We start from the raw sequence: 22,895 nt of genomic DNA on the forward strand, positions 1-22,895 counted from the left end.
TTGAATTGCAGGATTTCCAGCATGCGTTGCTGCCCCTCCAGGGTGAGGTAGTGCGCCAGGGTAATGCGCAGGCCGTGCTCGACATCCCGACGCGCCTGGCCCAGGCGGGTGCGAAAGTAGTCGTAGCCGGCGCTGTCGATCCATGGGTAATGGCTCGGCCAGGCGTCGAGACGTGATTGGTGGATCTGCGGCGCGAACAGCTCGGTCAGGGAGCTGCTGGCTGCTTCCTGCCAGCAGGCGCGCCGGGCAAAATTGACGTAGGCGTCCACGGCAAAACGTACGCCGGGCAACACCAGTTCCTGGGAGAGAATCTGTTCGCGATCGAGCCCCACGGCTTCACCCAGACGCAGCCAGGCTTCGATGCCGCCTTCGCTGCCAGGCACGCCGTCGTGGTCGAGGATGCGTTGCAGCCATTCACGCCGCACTTCGCGATCGGGGCAGTTGGCGAGGATCGCAGCGTCCTTCAGGGGGATGTTCACCTGGTAATAAAACCGATTGGCGACCCAGCCCTGGATCTGTTCGCGGGTAGCACGACCGGCGTACATGGCTTGGTGGAAGGGGTGGTGGATGTGGTAGTAGGCGCCTTTGGCTTGCAGGGCGGCGGTGAATTCGGTGGGGGTCATTGGGGTGTCGGTCATTGGGATCATCCTGGGAGCTGTGTGGTATCTGGCTTGGCCTCTTCGCGGGCAAGCCCGCTCCCACAGGGAGAGGTGTGTGCCGCAAATCCACTGTGGTATCTGGCTTGCCCGCGATGGGGCCATTGGCTACAGCACAATGTCCATGCCATCAAAAGCCACCTCAATCCCCCGCCGCTCCAGCAACGCCCGTTCCGCCGAGTCCTCATCGAGGATCGGGTTGGTATTGTTGATATGGATCAGCACCTTGCGCTGGCGGGGAAAGCCTTCCAGCACTTCCAGCATGCCGCCAGGCCCGCTCTGGGCCAGGTGGCCCATGTCGCTGCCCAGGTTCTGGCCGACTTCGCACACGCGCATTTCGTCGTCGCGCCACAACGTGCCGTCGAGCAACAGGCAATCGGCGCGTTGCATCCAGCCCAGCACCTCAGCGTCGACCTGCCCGAGCCCCGGGGCGTAGAACAGCGATGCGCCGCTTTGCAGGTCTTCGATAAACAGGCCGATGGTGTCGCCGGGCTGCGGATTGCCGCGGTTGGGCGAGTACGGTGGTGCGTTACTCACCAGTGGGATCGCCCGCAGCCGCAGGTGTTTGCAGGCCGGGATCTGAAAGGGTTCGCGGTCCAGACCGAGCGGTTGCCACTGCAGGCCGCCGTTCCAGTGCTCGAGCATGCCGAACAGCGGGAAGCCGCTGCTCAGGTCTTCGTGGACCCGGTCGGTGCAATACACGGTATGCGGACAGCCTTCGCGCAGGCTCAACAGGCCGGTGCAGTGGTCGATCTGGCTGTCCATCAGCACCACGGCGGTAATCGCCGTGTCGCGCAGTTGTCGAGCCGGTTGCAGCGGCGCGAAGCTTTCCAGCTGCGCGCGGATATCCGGTGAAGCATTGCACAGCACCCAGTCCACCCCGTTGTCGCTCAGGGCAATCGAGGACTGCGTTCGCCGCTGTGCCCGCAGGGTACCGTTGCGCACGCCGGCGCATTGCCGGCAGTTGCAGTTCCACTGCGGAAAACCGCCGCCGGCAGCCGAACCAAGAACGCGGATGTGCATGAACAATGCTCCAGAAGGCAGGCCCGGCCAACACGACGGCTGGCCGGGTGAACAATCAACGGTTGGCGAAATACATCGTCACTTCGAAGCCAATGCGCAGATCGGTAAACGCGGGTTTATGCCACATGGGTCAATCCTCTTCTTGTGCCGGGCAATTCCGGTAAAGCCATTAATGCACGGGGCGGGAGGTGACCGAATGCTACTTTCGAAGGAGGTGGCGGGGTGCGTTGGTAGGGGGTGTTGCGCGGCGGTTGGATTACACAAAACCTGTAGGAGCGAGCTTGCTCGCGATTGACGCAAGAACAACGCTGGGTATCATTTTCCCGGCGTTGTCCTTGGCGACCATCGCGAGCAAGCTCGCTCCTACAGGTAGGCGCGGGGGTTAGAAGAACCCCAGCGGATTGATGTCGTAGCTCACCAGCAGGTTCTTGGTCTGCTGGTAGTGGTCGAGCATCATCTTGTGATTTTCGCGGCCCACACCGGACTTCTTGTAACCGCCGAACGCGGCATGCGCCGGGTACAGGTGGTAGCAGTTGGTCCACACGCGGCCGGCCTTGATCGCCCGGCCCATGCGGTAGGCACGGTTGATGTCGCGGGTCCACAGGCCGGCACCGAGGCCGAATTCGCTGTCGTTGGCGATCGCCAGGGCTTCGGCTTCGTCCTTGAAGGTGGTGATACCCACCACCGGACCGAAAATTTCTTCCTGGAACACCCGCATCTTGTTGTGGCCCTTGAGCAGGGTCGGCTGGATGTAGTAACCCGTCGACAGGTCGCCTTCAAGGCGCTCGGCGGCGCCGCCGGTGAGCAGCTGCGCGCCCTCCTCCTGGGCAATTTTGAGGTACGAGAGAATCTTGTCGTACTGCTGCTCGGACGCCTGGGCGCCGACCATAGTCTCGGTGTCCAGCGGATTGCCGCGCTTGATCTTGACGATCTTCTTCATCACCTCGACCATGAACGGCTCGTAGATCGACTCCTGGACGAGTGCCCGGGACGGGCAGGTGCAGACTTCGCCCTGGTTGAAGAACGCCAGCACCAGGCCCTCGGCGGCTTTTTCGATGAACTGCGGCTCGGCGTTCATGATGTCTTCGAAGAAAATGTTCGGCGACTTGCCGCCCAGTTCCACGGTGCTTGGAATGATGTTCTCGGCGGCGCAATGCATGATGTGTGCGCCCACCGGAGTGGACCCGGTAAACGCGATCTTGGCGATGCGCTTGCTGGTGGCCAGGGCCTCACCGGCTTCGCGGCCGAAACCCTGGACGATGTTCAGCACACCCGCTGGCAGCAGATCGGCGATCAGTTCGGCAAACACCATGATCGACAGTGGCGTTTGCTCGGCGGGCTTGAGCACCACGCAGTTGCCGGCAGCCAGGGCCGGGGCGAGTTTCCAGGCGGCCATCAGCAATGGAAAATTCCACGGGATAATCTGTCCGACCACGCCCAAAGGCTCGTGGAAATGATAAGCGGTGGTCAGTTCGTTGATCTCGGCGGCGCCGCCTTCCTGGGCACGGATGCACCCGGCGAAATAGCGAAAGTGGTCGGCGGCCAGCGGTACGTCGGCATTGAGGGTTTCACGCACGGCCTTGCCGTTGTCCCAGGTTTCGGTAACCGCGAGGATTTCCAGGTTCTGCTCGATGCGGTCGGCGATTTTCAGCAGGACCAGCGAACGGTCCTGCGCCGAGGTCTTGCCCCAGGCATCCGCCGCAGCGTGGGCCGCGTCGAGGGCCTTGTCGATATCGGCGGCGCTGGAGCGCGGAAATTCGGCGATCACTTCACCGGTGACCGGCGAGGTGTTGGTGAAGTACTCGCCATTGACCGGGTCAACGAACTCGCCGCCGATGAAATTGCCGTAGCGCGGCTTGAAGGAAACGACGGCGCCGGGTGTTCCGGGTTGTGCGTAGATCATGGTGGGCCTCTGTCTGGGTCGATGCCTGTCGGGCAAACAGGCGATGAACCGATAGTAGAGAGCCCCAGGTGCCAGACGAATGCGCCGTTGGCAGGGGGCTCTCGTTATTTGGTAGTAGGTTTGCCCACAAATCCCGATGGGGTGGAAAACTCTGTGGGATGTGGTGAACCTGGATTAGTGCTTAGCCACCAGGTCCTTCGGCAATTTGAAGGTCCAGAGCATGCCGCCCTGGTTGAAGTCCTTGATGCGCTTGGCCACTTCGCCGCCCCACAACGGCACCGCGCCACCCCAGCCGGACAGCACCGAGACGTACTGCTCGCCGTCCATTTCCCAGGTCACAGGTGAGCCAAGCACACCGGAGCCGGTCTGGAATTCCCAGACCTTCTCACCGGTTTTGGCATTGAATGCCTGCAGGAACCCTTCCGGCGTGCCGGTGAATACCAGATTGCCCTTGGTGGTCAGCACCCCGCCCCACAGTGGCGCGAAGTTCTTGTGACGCCAGACTTCCTTGCCGGTTTTCGGGTCGATGGCGCGCAGCACGCCGATGTAGTCTTCGTTCAGTGGCTTGATGGTGAAACCGGCACCGAGGAAGGCCGCGCCTTTTTTGTAGGCAATGCCTTCGTTCCAGATGTCCATGCCCCACTCGTTGGACGGCACGTAGAACAGGCCGGTGTCCTTGCTGTAGGCCATCGGCATCCAGTTTTTCGCGCCGAGGAACGCCGGGGCGACGAACACCGAACTGCCTTTGGCTTCGGTGCCCGGTGCACCCGGTCGGCTGGCTTCGTTGTAGATCGGCCGACCGTCCTTATCCAGCCCGGTCGCCCAGGTGATCTTGTCCACGAACGGGAAACCGCGGATGAATTTGCCGTTGGTGCGGTCCAGCACGTAAAAGAAACCGTTGCGGTCAGCGGTGGCGGCAGCCTTGATTTCCTTGCCGCCCTCGGTGTAGTTGAACGAGATCAGCTCGTTCACGCCATCGTAGTCCCAGCCATCGTGGGGCGTGCTCTGGAAATGCCATTTGATGGTGCCGTCGTCCGGGTTGAGCGCCAGGCGCGAGGACGAGTACAGGTTGTCGCCAGGACGCAGGTGCGAGTTCCACGGTGCCGGGTTACCTGTACCGAACAGCAGCAGGTTGGTTTCCGGGTCGTAGTAGCCACCCAGCCACGGCGCTGCGCCACCGGTCTTCCACAGGTCGCCCGGCCAGGTTTTGCCCGCCTCGCCGCCGGAAATGCCGTTTTCTACGGGCTTGCCATCCTTGTAGACGTAACCCATATGACCTTCGACCGTAGGGCGAGTCCACAGCAGATCACCGTTCTTCGGGTCGTAGGCTTCGATCTTGCCGACCACGCCGAATTCGCCACCAGCCACTCCGGTGATCAGTTTGCCGTTGATGACCATGGGCGCGGCGCTGATCGAGTAGCCTTCCTTATGATCGGCGACCTTCTTGCTCCAGACCACTTTGCCGGTGTCCTTGTTCAGCGCCACCAGCTTGGCGTCCAGGGTGCCAAAGAACACCAGGTCGCCATACAGCGCGACGCCGCGGTTGATCACGTCGCAGCAGGGCCGGATATCGTCGGGCAGGCGTGCGTCGTACTGCCAGAGTTTCTTGCCGGTGCGCGCGTCCACCGCGAACACCCGCGAGTAGGAACCGGTCATGTACATCACGCCGTCCTTGATCATTGGCTGCGCTTGCTGGCCACGCTGTTTCTCGCCACCGAAGGAGAAGGCCCACACTGGCCGCAAATCCTTGATGTTGTCGACGTTGAGCGTATCGAGCGGGCTGTAGCGTTGACCCTGCACGCCCAGACCGTTGGTGACGATCTGCCCCGGGTTCTTGGGGTCCTGGAGAATTTCCTGGTCGGTGACGGCCGCCAGCGCCTGGCCGGACAGCAGCATGGCGCTGAGCAACAGGCTCAAGACGAAGGGTTGGCGACGTGCGGGTTGGGTCATGACGGCTGCCTCTGCGGTTTTTGTTATACCCGGGAAAATTTCCCGGTCTGGTGCAGATTCTTGGTCGCCGGGGCCCTGGCAACAATTGCCCGCAGTGTGGAGATTTGTAGTTCCTTAGTACGGGGTCGTAGCGCGTAACCAATGAGGGAGCGAGCCTGCTCGCGATGGACGGGAGACCGCCGCAGGGTGTCAGGTTTCCAGGGTTATCGTTGGCGACCATCGCGAGCGGGCTCGCTCCCGTAGAAGGTCAGGTGGTGAGTGGTATTCAATTGTTTGGGGTGGAATCCACTCGGGTCATTTGGGCCCGCTCGTAGCGGGGAAACAGATGACTGACGCTGCGAATCAGCTCATATCGGCTCAGGTTGATTGCGGCGAATCGCTCGGGAATGGGGCTGCGGATCATCTCCGACATGTCGCTGCCATTGGCCGCGCCGTCGCGCATCAGCTGGTCGAGCCACCCCAGGTAGTCGCGCATCTGTTCGAAGGGCCTGGCGTCGGTTGCCAGCGGGCCATGGCCGGGCACGATCAGCGTCCAGGGCAGGCCTTCAAGCGTGGCGATGTCGGCCAGCCACACCGCCAGCCCCGGGCTGTTGGGCGTGGTCAGTGCTCGTTGATAAAACACCAGGTCCCCGGCAAACAACACGCCGGTTTTCTGGTCGAGAATAGCCAGATCCGCGCCGGTGTGCCCACCCAGGCTCAGCACGCGTAAATCGTGATTCCCAAAACTGTGCACGCCCGGCTCCAGCGTCCGGGTTGGCAATATGACTTCGGTGCCCCGCATCCAGTCGCCCACCAGCCGGTACATGTTCTCGGCCATGGCATCACCCTGCTGACGCAACAACTGCGTAGTCCCCGCCAGCGCGGCAATCGGCACGTCGGTAAAGGCCTGGTTGCCGAGCGCATGGTCGGGATGGTGATGAGTCAACAGCACCTCGATCACCGGCTTGTCGGTCGTCGCCGTAATCGCCTGGCGCATCGCTTCGCCATAACGCTTCGAGGGCCCGGTATCGATCACCACCACGCCGCGCTCGGTGACGATGAAGGCGGTGTTGACGATGTTGCCGCCGTTGCCCTTGGCGAAGTTGTCGGTGCTGCCTTCCAGCAACCAGGTGTCCTGGGCAATGAGCCTGGGCTTGAGCGAGTACTCGAGGTCGGCCAGGGCCGGCAGGCTCATGCCGATGAACAACAACAGCATCCAGCGCATCAGGCGCTCCTTGGGGTCAGGGAATGGCCGCATCGAACTCATTGCCGCTGTTGTCGCGCAGTAACAGGCGCGTCTGCCCTGCCCCTTCGAGATCGAACGTCAGGTTGGGGTTTTCGCTGACGGCGGGAAACAGCTCAAGGCGCGCCAGGACCTGGTCATTACCATCACGCAACTCGGCATGATTGATGAAGAATTCCGGGATGCCACTGACCATGCCATTGTCCATCGGATGTGCGACCTGCAGGCGCAGGCGACTGAATTCGCCCCGCGGGTATCGACCGCCCGGCACTTCACCGATGTGCTCCTCCCACCCCGGCTGGGTGCGCACCACACTGGGCGCGGTGCAGCCACCACCCGCCGCGTCGATCAGCGTCGAACCGACATGCCACAGGCCGTCGCGGGTCAACACGGCAGCGCGCAACGGGGTCGCCTGTTCGATGCGGATACGGATCGACAGCCAGGGCAAGACCCCGCTCACCGGCTGGAAATCGACGATCTTCGGCAACGGATTCAACTCGGCCCAGGCGAGGATTTTCACCACTTCGCCCTTGAACGCCCGCGCGTCGATCTCCAGCGGTACCTGCCGGGCGTCTTCGGCGAATGGCGGGGCCAGCAATTTTACCCGGTCATCGAACACGAACGGCGCGTCACCGAGCATTTGCTTGTGGTAAAGCCCACATCACCGACGGCACCGGGTCTTTGCCGGGGTCGGTGGGCGCTGCAAGGGCAGCGATGGGCAGCCAGCAGGCCAGCAGGCAGCTCGCTCGCCGGTTCACTGCTGATACATCTCAGGCACGTCATATCGAAGGCCGTACCTGGCATACAGCGCCTTGACCGAACCATCGCGAATCATCCCTTCCAGCGCCTCTTCGACCGCGTACGCCAGCTGTCGATTGCTTTCGTGCACCGCCATGCCAATCTCCCAGCGTTGCTTGCCCATGTTCGGGTAGGCGTTTTCCGCCAGCGCAACCTGGGGGTCGGCCGCTGCGTGCACTTGCCAGTCGATCTCGCCGCGCATCGCCATCACCGCATCGACTTCACCCGCCTTCATCGCGGCGAATGCCTGGGGCACGCCGGGATAATGGTGGGTTTTGCCGGCGAGCATGCCGTTGAACACCGAGGTCAGGTAGAACGACGGAACGCTGTCCACCTCGACGCCGATCGGATGTTGCTCGAACACTGCCACGCTGGCGACCTTGTCCAGGCGGCGACGGTCGTACGCGACCTGCCACTGCTCGTTCTGGTAGGGCCCGAACATCACCACGTGGCTGTTCTCCAGTTCACCCAGCCTGTTGCGCTTGCGCGCGTAGTCCTGATCGTAGGGTACGCGCATCATCAGGTCAGCCAATTGCAGGTCGTGCAATTGGCTGGACGCGCCAGATGTAGTCGCGCAGGTCGTCGTCGAGTTTTCTCCCGCCGGCGCCCACATCAGGGTCAGGCGCACACCGAGTGCCTTGGCCAGTGCTGCGGCCAGGTCTACATCGACGCCCCGGGCCTGACCGGCGTCTTCGAAACTGTAAGGGGCGAAATCCTTGTAGACCGCCACTTTCAGCTCACCGGCGGCGATCATTTCGTCATAGGTCCGCACCTGCGCCTGTACCGCCTGGCAACACAGCAACAACGCACTGATCAACAGCGTGAACAGGCGCATGCCTTACTCCTCGACGTGGACCGTATCCAGGTAAGTGCGCACCGCCCACAAGGCTTCCTGGCTCAGGTAATCGGCCATCTTGGGCATATACACGCGGCCGTCGCGTACGGCGCCATGGCGCACTCGTTCGACGAACCATTCATCACCGGCATCTCCGACATCGAGCATGCGCAGATCCGGGGCAATACCACCGGACTTGGCTTCCAGGCCATGACAGGCCGCGCAGTTCTGGTTGTAGGCCGAAGAGCCGATTTCCACCGCCTTGTCGTGCTGCGGCGAGGTTCGATAAGGGTTTACTGCGGCCCAGCCATCGGCATCGAGCGGCACGCCAGCGTCCTTGACAGGGGTCAGCCCCTGGGTTTCGACGGCTTGGGGGACGACGTTGCCGTGAGCCCAGGCGGACCCCGTACTGATAAAACCGGCCAGCAGTCCGGCAACAAGCAAGGCGTTGCGTTTTGTTGTCATTGTTATGCCCTCAGGATTGCACGCAAAACCTCTTTAAAGAGGCTATGGCAACCATCTTAGGAAGCACCAGGCGCCAGCCCCATGCTGCTTGGTGGCCGCCTTCTAGTCCCTTGGTAGTAGGGCTTGTGGCGCACACCCAAATCAGGTGCCCCTTGGGAAGTTTTCCCGGCCACAGCGGGATATTTTCCGTATCCGCCAACCCACCCGGCGCACCACCCTGTGCAGGCCAAAACTTCCACAGGGAACTGCAACCATGACAATAAGATCGCTACCCGCCCTTTCCCCCTTGACCCTTGCCGTGCAGGCCTTCGTACTGGTGAGCAGCCTGTCGCTGGGCACTGCCAGCCATGCCGCCACTGCAGCCGCAGCCCCTACCCGCAACGTTTCGTGGGAGGACATTGCCAATGATCACCTGACCACCAAGGACGTGCTGCAGTACGGCATGGGCACCAACGCCCAGCGCTGGAGCCCGCTGGCCCAGGTCAACGACAAAAACGTGTTCAAGCTGACGCCGGCCTGGTCCTATTCGTTCGGGGACGAGAAGCAGCGCGGCCAGGAATCCCAGGCCATCGTCAGTGACGGCGTGGTCTATGTCACCGGGTCTTATTCGCGGGTCTTCGCGCTGGACGCCAAGACCGGCAAGCGCCTGTGGACCTACAACCATCGTCTGCCGGACAACATTCGTCCGTGCTGTGACGTGGTCAACCGCGGTGCCGCGATCTTCGGCGACAAGATCTACTTTGGCACCCTGGATGCACGCCTGATCGCCCTGGACAAGAACACCGGCAAAGTGGTCTGGAACAAGAAGTTCGGTGACCATGCCGCCGGCTACACCATGACCGGCGCACCGGTGCTGATCAAGGACAAGACCAGCGGCAAGGTGCTGCTGATCCATGGCAGCTCCGGCGATGAGTTCGGCGTGGTCGGGCAACTGTTTGCCCGCGACCCGGACACCGGAGAGGAAGTCTGGATGCGGCCTTTCGTCGAAGGTCACGTGGGCCGCCTGAACGGCAAGGACAGCACCCCCACCGGCGACGTCAAGGCGCCGTCCTGGCCGAATGACCCGACCACTGAAACCGGCAAGGTCGAGGCCTGGAGCCATGGGGGCGGCGCACCGTGGCAGAGTGCGAGCTTCGATCCGGAAACCAACACCATCATCGTCGGCGCCGGTAACCCCGGCCCTTGGAACACCTGGGCGCGCACGCCCAAGGATGGCAATCCCCACGATTACGACAGCCTCTACACCTCGGGCCAGGTCGGCGTCGACCCAAGCACCGGCGAAGTGAAATGGTTCTACCAGCACACCCCGAACGACGCCTGGGATTTCTCCGGCAACAACGAGCTGGTGCTGTTCGACTACAAGGACAAGGACGGCAAGACGGTCAAGGCCACCGGCCATGCTGACCGCAACGGGTTCTTCTATGTGGTCGATCGCAACAACGGCAAATTGCAGAACGCCTTCCCCTTCGTCGATAACATCACCTGGGCCAGTCACATCGACCTCAAGACCGGGCGGCCGGTGGAAAACGAAGGCCAGCGTCCAGCCAAGCCACTACCGGGCGAGACCAAGGGCAAGCCGGTGGAGGTTTCACCGCCGTTCCTCGGTGGCAAGAACTGGAACCCCATGGCTTACAGCCAGGACACCGGGCTGTTCTATATCCCTGGCAACCAGTGGAAGGAGGAGTACTGGACCGAGGAGGTCAGCTACAAGAAAGGCTCGGCTTATCTGGGCATGGGTTTCCGTATCAAGCGCATGTACGACGATCACGTCGGCAGCCTGCGCGCGATGAACCCGACCACCGGCAAGGTGGTGTGGGAACACAAGGAGGCCTTGCCGTTGTGGGCCGGTGTGTTGGCGACCAAGGGCAACCTGGTGTTTACCGGTACCGGTGATGGTTTCTTCAAGGCCTTCGATGCGAAAACCGGCAAGGAGCTGTGGAAGTTCCAGACCGGCAGCGGCATCGTCTCGCCGCCAATCACCTGGGAGCAGGATGGCGAGCAGTACATCGGGGTGACCGTTGGCTATGGCGGCGCGGTGCCGTTGTGGGGCGGCGACATGGCCGAACTGACAAAGCCGGTGGCTCAGGGCGGGTCGTTCTGGGTGTTCAAGATTCCGAGTTGGGATAGCCAGGTAGCCCAAAAGTAAACCACTACCCCTGTGGGACCAAGGCTTGCCGGCGATGGCAGTGTGTCAGGCCCATCCGTTTCGGATATGCCCCCGCCATCGCGGGCAAGTCTTGCTCCCACAGGATTGCTCCTACGTGTGACCTCTGAGGCCTCGCCATGAAATACCTGCCCCTCCTGCTTTTGCTAACCGTCACCCCGACGTACGCCGACGACGCCGACGCTCCGCTCATCATCAACGGCTGCACCATCGCCGATCACAGCCAGTGCCCCGGTGCCGACCTCAAGGGCGCGAACCTGAGTAACCAGGACCTGCGCAACATGAACCTCAGCGGCGCCGACTTGCGCGGGGCCGACCTGCGCCATGCGCGCCTGGACCTGGCAAACCTGGAAAAAGCCCGGCTGCAAGGCGCCAACCTGACCCGCGCCAGCCTGCAACAGAGCAACCTGCGCCTGGCGGATCTCACCGGGGCAAAATTGCTGGCGATCCAGGGCTGGGGCATGTTTGCCCAGGGCGCCCAATTCCAGGATGCCGACCTCAGTGGTGCCTACCTGCAATTTGCCCGGCTTTCCGGGGCCAGGATGCACAATGCCAACCTGCGTGCGGCAGATCTGGAGATGACCTGGCTGAGCAAGGCGGATCTCAAGGGTGCAGATCTCGCAGACGCGAATCTGCAGGAGTCCAAATTTGGTGAAAGTAATCTCGAGCAGGCGAACCTGAGCGGCTCGCGGCAGCATTATGCGAACTTTCAGGATGCCTATATGGAGGGGTGTTCGGGGTGTCCGACAACGTGGAATAAATGAGCCGGCCAAGCTTCTACCATGGGAATGGGTGTGTTCTTTCACCCCGCTTTGCGCACCACTCCCATATCAATGCCCAGATGCACCAGCTCGGCGTGGGAGCTGACCTGCAGTTTGCTCTTGAGCAAAGTCAGGTGATTGGAGACGGTCTTGGCGCTGATGCTCAATTGCTCGGCAATCATCCGGGCCGGGGTGCCCTTGGCGAGCATTACGAAAATTTCCAGCTCGCGCTGGGTCATGCTCTGCAGGCGCGGGTCGCTGGCGTCGTGTTGCGGATGGCAGGCCAGTTGCGTGGCCAGGGGTTGTTCGATATAGGCGTGCCCGGCCAGGATGCGCCGCACGGCCTCGATCAGCACCTCAGGTGCCGAGCTTTTCGTCAGGTAACCCGAGGCCCCCGCTTCCAGGGCCTGGCGCACCAGCGGTAATTCATCGTGCATGCTGAAAAACAGCACGCGCAATTGCGGCAGGCGCTGACGCAGGCGGCGGGTGGTCTCCAGGCCGCTGATGCCTGGCAGGCCAAAATCCATGATCACCAGGTTCGGCACCGCTTCCTGCACGCGGATCAAAGCCTCTTCGCCAGTGGCGGCTTCGCGCACTTGCAAAGCTGGCAGCAGGGCGCGCAGCAAACTCGCGTAGCCCTGGCGGACCACGGCGTGGTCATCAACCAGCAGAATATTCATCACACCTCCAATGGCATGTTCAAGGCCAGCGCCCAACCGGCACCGGGATGGCTGATAATCCGCAGCTCGCCGCCCAGGCTGCGGGCGCGCTCGCACATCGAGTACAGGCCGACGCCCGGCTGCTGCGGTTGCCGTGCGCCTCGGCCATTGTCACGCACCAGCAAACGCAAGCGACCACCCTGATGCTGCAGGCGGATCCGCACCTGGCTGGCATCGGCATGGCGCACGATGTTGGTCAAGGCCTCCTGCAGCAGTCGATAAAGATGAGTTTTACTGCTGCTGGACAACGCTGGCATCTGCACGCTGACCCGCAGCTGGCATTCGATGCCCTGGCGGGCTTGCCATTGCTCCACCAGCACAGCCACTGCCTGCTCCAGGGGCAGGTGCTGCAGTACCACCGGGTAAAGGTCCTGCACCAGGGCGCGGAAACCTTGCTGCAGATGCTCGCAGTTGTGTTCCAGTTCGCGCACCGTGCGTTCCACTGCTTGCGGCTGGTCCGCGACCCAGCGCAGCAGACAGGCCTGGGCGCGAATACCCGCCAGGTACTGGCCGAGATCGTCGTGCAGGGTCTGCGCCAGATGAGTGCGCTCCTGCTCCTGCACTGCCAGCAAGGTCCGGGTCAAATGCGCGTTATCGGCGCAAGCCTGCTCCAGCGCCTGGGCCATCTGATTAAAATGCGTCGCCAGCTGCCGTGCTTCAGGGACCCCTTCGGTGGGCAGGCGCACCTTCAGCTGGCCGTCGGACACCTGCTGCAGGGCCCGCAGTAATTCATCGAGCAGGCCCATGCCGCGGCCAACCGCCCAGCGAATGGTCAGCAGGCTCACCAGCAGCGCAAGGCCGCACAATGCCAACAGTTGCTGGAGGGAATCCCAGACCTCGTCGATCTCGTCACGCGGATCGACCGCAATCTGCACCCGACGGCCATCCTGCAGCGCCAGCACCCGCTCGTGGTGCCGCGTCTGGGCAAACAGCACGCCGGCAAGCCACGCGTCAGGGCCATGTTGAGCGCCCTCCCGAGGCGCCTCGCCGGGTTCCAGCCAGCGCACCCGCACATGCCGCAAGCTGCGGGTGAGCCCGGGTTGCAAACTGGCCGGGTCGCGCTCGGCAGTTTCACTCAGGTACTCGACCACGGCCTGGGCCGATTGCAGTTCGCGTTCCACATCCGCCAGCGCCTGATGCAACAGCAAGCCCGTGCACGCCAGCGTCACCAGGGTGAAAAACCCGCAGACCCAGAGGTTGATTCGCCATAGCGCCGACATGCCTAGCGCCCCGGCGTCGCGGAGAACACCGGCAGCGTCGCGGGGCGCGGGCCGTGCAGTTTATCCACGCCGATCAGGCTGAGGATCAGCAGGAACGGCAGCAGTAGCGCTTTGAAAATCCGCATGGCCGAGCGCCTCCAGAGGTCGTGGCTGTTACAACCCATGCTAAAACCGCGCCGCGCAGGTGGAGTTACTACCTTGGTACTGGCTGACTGGTACTTTCTGCATATTTCTTATCGCCCTTCGGGTTCCTATGCTGGCGCTACCTGGAACGGAGTGCACCATGCGCCAGCTAGCCCCCTACGCCCTGACCTGCCTGCTGGCGATCGCCTGCAGCGCCGTGCCGTCCGCTCACAGCCGGGCCGCCGAGGCGCCGTTGCAGGTGCGGATCGGCTACCTGGGCTATCGCCCCGACCCGGGTCCCTTGCTGTCGAACATCATTGCCGAACCGGTCGATGCCGGCCTGCGCGGCGCCGAACTGGCGATCACCGACAGCAACAGTACCGGGCGCTTTCTCAACCAGAGCTACACCCTGGTCGACGGCAGTGCCGACAGCCCGCAAGCCCTGCTCGAGGCGGCCAAGGCGCAACACCAGCAAGGTCTGCGGTTGTTCGTGGTGAACGTCCCTGTCGACAGCCTGCGCCAGCTCAGTGCCGCCCTGCCCGACAGCCTGCTGTTCAACGCTGGCAGCCCCGACGACAGCTTGCGCACCACCGACTGCCTGGCGAACGTGCTGCACAGCCTGCCGAGCCGGGCGATGCTGGCGGACGCCCTGGCGCAATTCCTGGTGGTGCGCAAATGGCAGCGGGCGCTGCTGATCGTCGGCCCGACCGCCGACGATCAAGCCTATGCCGCAGCCCTGAGGCGTGCAGCGAAACGCTTCGGCTTGAAGCTGGTGGCGGAGAAAGCCTGGAGTTTCGACAACGACCAGCGTCGCAGCGCCCAGGCCGACATGCCACTGTTCACCCAGACCGCCGAGTACGACGTGGTGCTGGTAGCCGATGAGCGCGGCGACTTTGGTGAATACGTGCCCTACCAGACCTGGTACCCACGTCCCGTCGCCGGCACCCAGGGCCTGACCCCGGTGGGCTGGCACAAAACCGTGGAAACCTACGGCGCCGCGCAGTTGCAGAAGCGTTTCGAAGCCCTGGCCGGCCGCTGGATGAACGACCGGGATTTTGCCGCCTGGATCGCCGTGCGCAGCGTCGCCAGCGCGGTGAGCAAGCTGCGCCAGGCAGATCCCTGGCAATCCGTCAGCTGCAACTCAGCGATCAACTGCCCCTGGACGGTTTCAAGGGCCGCAAGCTCAGTTATCGGCCGTGGAACGGTCAACTGCGCCAGCCCATTCCTGTCGTGCAACCCCGGGCGCTGGTCAGCACCTCGCCCCAGGAAGGTTTTCTGCACCCCTTCAATGAGATGGACAGCCTGGGCTACGACAAGCCCGAGGTCAGCTGCCGCTTTCCCTGACCCCTGACGTTCAACAACTACAACAACAAAAAGGAATCCGCCATGCGCCGCACCCTGCTCTCATGCGCCCTGCTGCTCGCCGCCGGGCATGCCGCGGCCAGCACCGCCTGGGTCTCCAACGAGAAGGACAACAGCCTCAGCCTGATCGACATGCAGACCCTGCAAGTCACCGATACCCTGCCCGTCGGCCAGCGTCCACGGGGCCTGTTGCTGTCCCACGACAACAAGCTGCTGTACATCTGCGCCAGCGACTCGGATCGCGTGCAGGTCATGGACGTCGCCACGCGCAAGATCATCAAGGAACTGCCATCCGGCAAGGACCCCGAGCAGTTCGCCCTGCACCCTAACAATCGCTGGTTGTATGTCTCCAACGAAGACGATGCGCTGGTAACGGTGATCGACACCGAAACCTCCAAGGTGCTCGGCCAGATCAGTGTCGGCGTCGAACCCGAAGGCATGGCCGTCAGTCCCGACGGCAAATGGGCGGTCAACACCAGCGAAACCACCAACATGCTGCACTGGATCGACACCAGCACCCAGACCCTGGCCGACAGCACGCTGGTAGACCAGCGCCCGCGCTTCGTCGAGTTCACCCCGAGCGGTGCGCAATTGTGGGCCTCGGCGGAAATCGGCGGCACGGTGACCATTCTCGACGTGGCGACCCGCCAGGTGCTCAAGACCCTGACGTTCCAGATCAAGGGTGTACACCCGGACAAGGTGCAGCCGGTGGGCATCAAGCTCAGTGCCGATGGCAAATACGGCTTCGTCGCCCTCGGGCCGGCCAATCATGTGGCGGTGATTGACGCCAAGACCTTCGAGATCCTCGATTACCTGCTGGTGGGCCGGCGAGTCTGGCAGATGGCGTTTACCCCGGATCAGAAGCAGCTGCTGGCCACTAACGGAGTCAGCGGTGACGTATCGGTGATCGATGTCGACAGCCTCAAAGTCAGCAAGTCGGTCAAGGTTGGACGTTATCCGTGGGGCGTGGTGGTCACGCCATGAATGCGCTGGAGGTCAGTGACCTGAGCTTTGCCTACGGCGCGCGTGAGGCGTTGCGCAAGGTGAGTTTCAGCCTGGCGCCAGGGCGGTTTGCCGCATTACTGGGGCCCAACGGCGCCGGCAAATCCACGCTTATCGCCTTGCTCACCCGACTCTACGACCTGCAACGCGGCGACATTGTCGTGGGTCAGTGCTCACTGCGCACTGCGCCACGCCCGGCCCTCAGGCAGTTGGGTGTGGTGTTCCAGCAAAGTACCCTGGACCTGGACCTCAGCGTTGAACAGAACCTGCGCTATCACGCGGCGTTGCATGGCCTGGGCCGCCGCCAGACCGCGCTGCGGGTCGATGCCGAGCTGGCGCGCCAGGGCCTGACGGAGCGGCGTGGTGAACGGGTTCGCGAGCTCAATGGCGGGCACCGCCGTCGGGTGGAAATCGCCCGTGCGCTGTTGCACGAACCGCGCCTGCTGCTGCTCGACGAGGCCAGCGCGGGCCTCGATCCAGCCAGCCGCCTGGCCCTGAACCAGCACATCCGCAGCCTGTGCCGCGAGCAGCAGATCAGCGTGCTCTGGACCACTCACCTGCTCGACGAAGTGCAAGCCGGCGACGACCTGTTGATCCTGCATCAAGGACGCCTGGTCGCCAGTGGTCAGGCTGATGCCCTGAGCCTTGAGCACGGCGGCGACCTGGGTTCGGCTTTCGCGCACCTGACCAACCCGGGAGCTTCACGATGAATGCGTACTGGCAATGCTTCAGCGGCATCGTGCTGCGCGAATGGCTGCGCTTTGTGCTGCAACGCACGCGTTTCCTCAGCGCGCTGGTGCGGCCTTTGCTGTGGCTGCTGGTGTTCGCCGCCGGTTTCCGCGCAGCGCTGGGGATCGCGATCATCGAGCCCTACGACACCTACATCCCCTACGAGGTGTACATCATCCCGGGCCTTGCCTGCATGATCCTGCTGTTCAACGGCATGCAGGGCTCGCTGTCGATGGTCTACGACCGGGAGATGGGCAGCATGCGCGTGCTGTTGACCAGCCCGCTGCCGCGGACCTTCCTGCTGTGCAGCAAGCTGCTGGCCACCGCGCTGATTTCGCTGTTGCAGGTGTATGCCTTCCTGGCGATTGCCTGGGTGTACGGCGTACAACCGCCGGCCATGGGCCTGCTGGTCGCCTTGCCCGCGTTGCTGCTGGTGGCGTTGATGCTCAGCGCCCTGGGGTTGTTGCTGTCCAACGCCATCCGCCAGCTGGAAAACTTTGCCGGGGTGATGAACTTCGTGATTTTCCCGTTGTTTTTCCTGTCATCGGCCCTGTACCCGCTGTGGAAGATGCGCGAGTCGAGTGAGTGGTTGTATTGGCTGTGCGCGATCAACCCGTTTACTCATGCGGTGGAATTGGTGCGGTTTGCGTTGTATGAGCGGTTCAATCCGCTGGCGCTGGCCGTCTGCGTTGCATTGACCCTGGTGTTTGCGCTGCTCGCGGTGATGACCTTCAACCCGCAACACGCGGCCCTGCGCAAATCGACCTGAGCCTGCATCGTGTTCGACACCCCGACAGGGACCCACTGTGGAAGCTTCATTCATTCACCGGGAACGGGGTGCGCAGGGTAAAAATTACTACTTTAGTACGGGTTTTCCTGTCTATCGTCGCATTCCCAACGCACCGCGACTGGCATGTAATGGGCCCATAACTATAAGGATTGCCCCCATGTCCCGTGCCCGACGTCGCCTTCTGCGTCCCACACTCGCTGCGCTGTCCCTGAGCCTGCTCCTTTGCACCGCCCACGCCGAGACCGCGTTGTTCTCAGCCGAGGGTTATCGCATCGGGTTGTACCGCAGCCCTACCCCGGCTCAAGCGCAGGGCGCGACGATCATCGACACCGCCGCCCTGCAAGCCCTGCTGAGCCAGACCCCGCGCCCGGTGCTGATCGACGTATACCGCCGCCAATGGCTGCAAGGGAAATTCATCGAAGACCAGCCCCACGAAAATCTACCCGGCAGCCATTGGCTGGCCAACACCGGTGACGGTGACCTGACTGCGGCCTGGACTGCGTATTTCGCGCGTAACCTTGAAGCCCTGACCCAGGGTAATCAGGCACAACCGCTGGTGTTCTACTGCCGCTCGGACTGCTGGTTGAGCTGGAACGCGGTCAAGCGCGCTGCCGCAATGGGCTATAAGACACTGTACTGGTACCGCGACGGCCTGGACGCCTGGCAGGCCGCCAACCTGCCCGTGACACCCGCCCAGCCCGAACCCTTTCCCTGATCTTTACGCCTGCGTGTTGTTGCCCCACCATAATCAAAATAATGAGGTGAAAGGCTATGTACAAAATTCTGATTGCCGACGATCACCCGCTGTTTCGCGAAGCCATTCACAATGTCATCAGCGACGGATTCCCGGGCAGTGAAGTGATGGAAACCGCCGACCTGGACAGCGCCCTGCTGTTGACCCAGGACCACGATGACCTCGACCTGATCCTGCTCGACCTGAACATGCCGGGCATGCATGGCCTTAATGGCCTGATCAACCTGCGCAACGAGGCACCGACCATTCCGGTAGTGATTGTCTCAGCCGAACAGGACAAGCAGATCGTGCTGCAAGCCATCACCTATGGCGCGGTGGGCTTCATCACCAAATCTTCGCCACGGGTGCAGATGACCGAGGCCATCCAGCAGATCCTCAACGGCAACGTCTACCTGCCGCCAGACATCATCCGCACGCAGAAAAGCGGGACCCATCGGCGGATGAACGATACCCCCAGCTTTCCCCCTGAACTGCTCCAGGCGCTGACGCGCAAGCAGTTGCTGGTACTGGAGCGCATGACCAAGGGCGAGTCGAACAAGCAGATCGCCTACACCCTGGAAATTGCCGAGACCACGGTGAAGGCGCACGTGTCGGCGATTTTGCGCAAACTCAATGTGCACAACCGGGTGCAGGCGATCTTGAGTGCAGGGGATATAGATTTCGGCTCATATCTGCGGCGTTAAGTGGCCTGCAAGGTCGGATCGTGCCCATCGCGAGCCTGCTCGCGATGAGGCCGGCAGTACCCGCGCAAGGCTCGAGGCTCAAGGCCTGCCAAGCAAATGACTCATCGCCGTCTTCAGTTTCATTGGCCGCACCGGCTTGTGCATCAGGGTGTGGCCCAGCTCGCGAATCTGCAGTTTCAGTTCGTTGCTGTAGTTGGCGGTGATCATCATGGCCGGAATCGTGCAGGCCCGGCGCGCATTGATACGGGCGACAGCGTCCACGCCGTTTTGCTCGTCATCCAGATGATAATCGGCGATCAGCAGATCGGCATCCTGGTGGTAATTGTCCACCTGCCGTGCCAGGTCCTGCTCTGACAACGCGGTGACCACCACACACCCCCAGGCCTCCAGTAACGTGCGCATGCCCGCGCAAATGGCTGCGTCGTTATCCAGCACCCATACCCGTGCCCCGCGCAGGCGTTCCAGCATGGGCTCACTCATCAACGGGTTGGGTAACGCCTTGGGCGCAGTCGCGCTGATCGGCACCTCGACAGAAAACATCGACCCCCTGCCCGGCCATGAACGCACGTGAATCCGGTGCCCGAGTATCCCGGCAATTTTTTCCACGATCGCCAGGCCCAGCCCCAGGCCGCGATCCTGATCCGGACGCTGGACATCGCCGCGCTTGAACTCCTGGAAAATCTCCTCCAGGCGGTTCTCCGCGATGCCCATGCCGCTGTCCCAGACCTCGATAGACAAGCGCTGGTGATGCCGTCGGCAACCCAGCACCACACGACCGCTGTAGGTATAGCGAATGGCGTTGCTGAGCAGGTTGCGCAGGATCCTGGCGAGCAACTGGATGTCGCTGCGCACCAATGCCGAACAGCCGATGAAGTGCAGTTCAAGTCCCTCGCTGCGGGCCACCTGGGTGTACTCGGCGGCGAGGTTCTCCAGCAGTTCGCTGAGGGCGAACGGCGCGATGTCGGCCTTGATCACCCCGGCATCAAGCTTGGAAATATCCACCAGGGTGCCCAGCAGGTTTTCCACGTCCTCCAGGGAATTGCTGACGTTGCGCACCAGGATTTCGTTGGCCATCGGCTCCCGGCGCTCAAGCAAGGCACTGGTAAACAGACGCGCGGCATTCAGTGGTTGCAGCAGGTCGTGGCTGACCGCGGCAAGAAATTTGGTCTTCGACAGGTTGGCCTGTTCGGCTTCGAGCTTGGCCTCGCGCAGCCGCGACTCCACTCGCCGACGCTCATCGATTTCACGCAGCAACTGGTCGTTGAGGGTCGTCAGTTCCGCCGTGCGCTCACGCACGCGCAACTCCAGGTTCTGATACGCCTGATGCAGCGCCTCGGCGGTGCGGCGGCGCTCGGTGATGTCGCGGATCAACACGAAGATCCCCACCACTTCCCCGGTGGCCAGCCGATTGGGCACGTAGGAGCGCAACATGTAGCGCTCCTGGTTGTTGATATTGGTTTCGGCGAACTCGAACGTCACGCTCTCCCCGGCCAGGGCCCGCGCCACATAGGCTTCCAGGCGCTGATAATGTTGTTCGCTGTGCACCTCGCGCAGGCTCTGGCCAAGCATCACGCCCCGGGGCCAGCAGTACCATTGTTCGTAGACCTTGTTGGTGAACTCGTAGACCAGGTCGGCATTGAGGTAGGCGATCAGCGCCGGCACGTGGTCGGTGATCAGGCGAATCCAGCGCTCGCTCTCGCTCAGGGCCTCCGCGTGCTGGTAGCGTTCGGTGATGTCGGTGAAGGTGTTGACGAAGCCGCCGGTGGGCAGCGGGTGAGTGCGAATTTCCAGCACCCGGCCATCGTACAGGCGCTGTTCGCATTCCTGCACCGGCCGCCCGTTGACGTCGCGGCTGGCAGGGGTCAGCAGGTGCAGTTCACTGTCGGCGATCACCTCGGCAAACGGTCGGTGGGCCGCCACCGGCGCCAGGCCACTCAATTCGAGGAAGCGCCGGTTCCACAATTCCAGCACGCCGTCGGCATTGACCATCGCCACACCCTGGGACAGGTTGTCGACCGCACGCTGCAACAGGTGGGATTTTGCGCCACCGCCTGCTCGCGGCGCAGGGTCTCGTTGAGTTTGACGTCGGTGATGTCGGTGAACAGGATCACCCGGCCGCCTTCCTGGGTCGGCCGCTCGCTGACTTGCAACCAGCGCCCGTCCTGCAGACGATACAACAGGCTTTCGTCGGCGTGCCCACGAGGCTCTTCGGTGAACAGTCCGGTCGCGCTCATCAGCCTTTTGACCTCGGCCAGGCGCATGCCTGCATTGATCCTCACGCGGCTATGGATCCAGAACGCCTTGAAGCGGCTGTTGAACAGGACGATGCGCTGGTCGGCATCGAACAGCACGAATGCATCGGAAATACTCTCGATGGCGTCGATCAAGTGCTGGTGGGCCGTTTCCGCGCGCAGGCGTGCTTCGCTGAGCAAGTGATTGCCCGACTTGAGCTCGGCCATGGCCTGGTTCAACGCATCGGTGCGCTCACGCACCTGTTCGGCCAGTACCACTGAGTGCTGGAAGGCCGCGTAGGGATCATTGCCCCGGGTGACGCCCGACTCGATGCGCTCGATCAGCGCGCTGTTGATCCGCTGCAGCTTTTGATTTTCGTGGCGCAGGCTGGCGAGTTGCGCCTGGAGTTCAGCGCTGTCCAGGGGTGCGGCCCCGGGCAATGGCAACGCCGGTGAAGGTCTGGTTGATATGCATGCCATTGAACTGTTCTCCGTAGGTGTTGAAACCCATCACCCGCTGGTCACGCAAAAATGCCCCGACCTGCTCCAGGTTGCCGCTGTTTTCCAGCTCCATGCGCCGCAGGAAACAGTCGCAGCCGAGGGTCAGCAGCAGCTCGCCAAGTCGCTCGTGCAAGCCGTCGAACAGGTCTTGCAGGTTGGGCAGCATCGGCCCCGGCGTCATGACCGTGAGGACGATGCCGTTTTCCACCGCGCAGTAGAAACTCAGGCTCAGGTCCGGATGAACCTGCTGGATGGCCCGCACGTAGTACTGGTCGTTGATGCGCACCGCCAAGGGGTGCGCGGCGAAGATCCGGTGATCGAGCTCGGCCACCGGCACGCCGATGTGCCGGGCGTATTCCTCGGCGGCGGGCTCGGCATTGAGCTCAAAGACCCGCCGCGACGCACTGTCGGCGCCGGTCACCACCAGTTTTTCCGCCCGGGGCAGAATGTGGTGGGTGGTGAACACTTCGAAATCCAGCCAGGTATTGACCAGCACCACCACGGCCGCGCCGCTGTGGAACTCGCCACCAAAATACACGTGGGTATGCGTGAGATAGTTGTCGTCACCGGCCGAGCCACCAAAGTGCGGGATATCGCCCAAGGCGGCGCTGAGGGCAGCCAGGACCATTTCTTCACGACTCGACAAGCCATCGAGCAGGGTCAGGGCGAAGCTGTTGCCCTTGATCGGTGCCAGGGTGTTGCTGCGGCAGCCGCTGACCAGGCGCTCGACCATCTGCTGGGCGTCGATCAGGCTGAAACGCTCCATTTCGTCGATGAGCTCGGCGTCGATGGAGAAGTGCCGGTGATCAAACCCCACCGCCGTCACGCAATTGCGCCCGTAGCCCAGCGGGGTGATTTCCCCGGCGCTGGTGCAACCGACCAGGCGAATCCCGCCAAAGCTCTGCTGCAACGCCTGGCCCAGCGCCTGCAGGTTGTATTCGGCGGAACAGAAGAACAGCACGAAGCCCAGGTGCGGATGCAGTAACTGCCGCGCCAGCTCTTGG

General features: G+C 62.7%; 18 protein-coding genes and 4 pseudogenes. 8 read left to right on the plus strand and 14 right to left on the minus strand.

Features of this window, described 5'->3' with window-relative positions; translation table 11 throughout:
- From pqqC to pedF, 9 genes and pseudogenes are all read right to left on the minus strand, one after another.
- Positions 1–638 (minus strand): pyrroloquinoline-quinone synthase PqqC (gene pqqC / locus JFT80_RS12560; RefSeq protein ID WP_201148082.1); only part of this gene is annotated, 638 nt, incomplete at its 3' end.
- A 126-nt stretch (positions 639–764) separates the two neighbouring features.
- Positions 765–1,679, minus strand: coding sequence for a pyrroloquinoline quinone biosynthesis protein PqqB (gene pqqB, locus JFT80_RS12565; RefSeq protein WP_122839615.1), 915 nt, complete (start codon positions 1,677–1,679; stop codon positions 765–767).
- A gap of 55 nt (positions 1,680–1,734) precedes the next feature.
- Entirely contained in the window at positions 1,735–1,806 is a 72-nt protein-coding gene (gene pqqA, locus JFT80_RS12570; protein WP_081499480.1) for a pyrroloquinoline quinone precursor peptide PqqA, read from the minus strand.
- Between the two features lie 255 nt (positions 1,807–2,061).
- Complete coding sequence (locus JFT80_RS12575) at positions 2,062–3,582, minus strand: aldehyde dehydrogenase family protein (protein WP_201148083.1); 1,521 nt, start codon at positions 3,580–3,582, stop codon at positions 2,062–2,064.
- Between the two features lie 174 nt (positions 3,583–3,756).
- Positions 3,757–5,532, minus strand: coding sequence for a PQQ-dependent methanol/ethanol family dehydrogenase (locus JFT80_RS12580; RefSeq protein WP_122839613.1), 1,776 nt, complete (start codon positions 5,530–5,532; stop codon positions 3,757–3,759).
- Between the two features lie 265 nt (positions 5,533–5,797).
- Positions 5,798–6,736 carry a quinoprotein relay system zinc metallohydrolase 1 gene (locus JFT80_RS12585; protein WP_201148084.1) on the minus strand — a complete coding sequence of 313 codons (939 nt, stop codon included), beginning with the start codon at positions 6,734–6,736 and terminating at the stop codon, positions 5,798–5,800.
- Between the two features lie 16 nt (positions 6,737–6,752).
- Positions 6,753–7,512, minus strand: a pseudogene (locus JFT80_RS12590) (quinoprotein dehydrogenase-associated SoxYZ-like carrier).
- A pseudogene (locus tag JFT80_RS12595) lies at positions 7,509–8,387 on the minus strand (substrate-binding periplasmic protein). Before JFT80_RS12595 ends, JFT80_RS12590 begins: the two co-directional pseudogenes overlap by 4 nt.
- A 3-nt stretch (positions 8,388–8,390) precedes the next feature.
- Positions 8,391–8,852: a cytochrome c-550 PedF gene (pedF, locus tag JFT80_RS12600; RefSeq protein WP_201148085.1), complete on the minus strand. Its 462-nt coding sequence runs from the start codon at positions 8,850–8,852 to the stop codon at positions 8,391–8,393.
- A gap of 253 nt (positions 8,853–9,105) precedes the next feature.
- Between pedF and exaA the strand changes: the two genes are divergently transcribed.
- Positions 9,106–10,998: a quinoprotein ethanol dehydrogenase gene (exaA, locus tag JFT80_RS12605; protein ID WP_201148086.1), complete on the plus strand. Its 1,893-nt coding sequence runs from the start codon at positions 9,106–9,108 to the stop codon at positions 10,996–10,998.
- A gap of 137 nt (positions 10,999–11,135) precedes the next feature.
- Entirely contained in the window at positions 11,136–11,780 is a 645-nt protein-coding gene (locus JFT80_RS12610) for a pentapeptide repeat-containing protein (RefSeq protein ID WP_201148087.1), read from the plus strand.
- 38 nt (positions 11,781–11,818) lie between these two features.
- On the opposite strand, the gene JFT80_RS12615 is transcribed toward JFT80_RS12610, so the two are convergent.
- Genes JFT80_RS12615 through JFT80_RS24860 form a run of 3 tightly spaced genes read right to left on the minus strand, consistent with a single transcriptional unit; the run spans position 11,819 to position 13,841 of the window.
- The gene (locus JFT80_RS12615) at positions 11,819–12,457 is read right to left on the minus strand and encodes a response regulator transcription factor (RefSeq protein WP_201148088.1); all 639 of its coding nucleotides are present in this window, start codon (positions 12,455–12,457) and stop codon (positions 11,819–11,821) included.
- Positions 12,457–13,716, minus strand: a complete 1,260-nt coding sequence (locus tag JFT80_RS12620; RefSeq protein WP_122839604.1) for a histidine kinase — start codon at positions 13,714–13,716, stop codon at positions 12,457–12,459. The genes JFT80_RS12615 and JFT80_RS12620 overlap by 1 nt, the downstream gene beginning before the upstream one ends.
- Positions 13,717–13,718: 2 nt before the next feature.
- On the minus strand, positions 13,719–13,841 hold the full coding sequence (locus JFT80_RS24860) for a hypothetical protein (RefSeq protein ID WP_263868170.1): 123 nt from the start codon (positions 13,839–13,841) through the stop codon (positions 13,719–13,721).
- 158 nt (positions 13,842–13,999) lie between these two features.
- Here JFT80_RS24860 and JFT80_RS12625 point away from each other — a divergent pair.
- The 6 genes and pseudogenes from JFT80_RS12625 to JFT80_RS12650 all read left to right on the plus strand — a co-directional run bounded on the left by JFT80_RS12625 (position 14,000) and on the right by JFT80_RS12650 (position 19,159).
- Positions 14,000–15,183 (plus strand): annotated as a pseudogene (locus JFT80_RS12625) (ABC transporter substrate-binding protein).
- A gap of 42 nt (positions 15,184–15,225) precedes the next feature.
- Complete coding sequence (locus tag JFT80_RS12630) at positions 15,226–16,185, plus strand: YVTN family beta-propeller repeat protein (protein ID WP_201148089.1); 960 nt, start codon at positions 15,226–15,228, stop codon at positions 16,183–16,185.
- Positions 16,182–16,913, plus strand: coding sequence for an ABC transporter ATP-binding protein (locus JFT80_RS12635; protein ID WP_201148090.1), 732 nt, complete (start codon positions 16,182–16,184; stop codon positions 16,911–16,913). The genes JFT80_RS12630 and JFT80_RS12635 overlap by 4 nt, the downstream gene beginning before the upstream one ends.
- Positions 16,910–17,701, plus strand: coding sequence for an ABC transporter permease (locus JFT80_RS12640; protein ID WP_122839600.1), 792 nt, complete (start codon positions 16,910–16,912; stop codon positions 17,699–17,701). The genes JFT80_RS12635 and JFT80_RS12640 overlap by 4 nt, the downstream gene beginning before the upstream one ends.
- A gap of 178 nt (positions 17,702–17,879) precedes the next feature.
- The gene (locus tag JFT80_RS12645; RefSeq protein WP_122839599.1) at positions 17,880–18,437 is read left to right on the plus strand and encodes a PQQ-dependent catabolism-associated CXXCW motif protein; all 558 of its coding nucleotides are present in this window, start codon (positions 17,880–17,882) and stop codon (positions 18,435–18,437) included.
- 56 nt (positions 18,438–18,493) lie between these two features.
- The gene (locus tag JFT80_RS12650; RefSeq protein ID WP_045057702.1) at positions 18,494–19,159 is read left to right on the plus strand and encodes a response regulator transcription factor; all 666 of its coding nucleotides are present in this window, start codon (positions 18,494–18,496) and stop codon (positions 19,157–19,159) included.
- Between the two features lie 78 nt (positions 19,160–19,237).
- Here the strand turns inward: JFT80_RS12650 and nahK are convergent.
- Both nahK and nosP read right to left on the minus strand, forming a co-directional pair.
- A pseudogene (gene nahK, locus JFT80_RS12655) lies at positions 19,238–21,831 on the minus strand (hybrid sensor histidine kinase/response regulator NahK/ErcS').
- Positions 21,800–22,895 (minus strand): nitric oxide-sensing protein NosP (gene nosP / locus JFT80_RS12660; RefSeq protein WP_201148091.1); only part of this gene is annotated, 1,096 nt, incomplete at its 5' end. The gene nosP and the pseudogene nahK, both read right to left, overlap by 32 nt.

The organism is Pseudomonas sp. TH10 (assembly GCF_016651255.1).
GTDB lineage: Bacteria > Pseudomonadota > Gammaproteobacteria > Pseudomonadales > Pseudomonadaceae > Aquipseudomonas.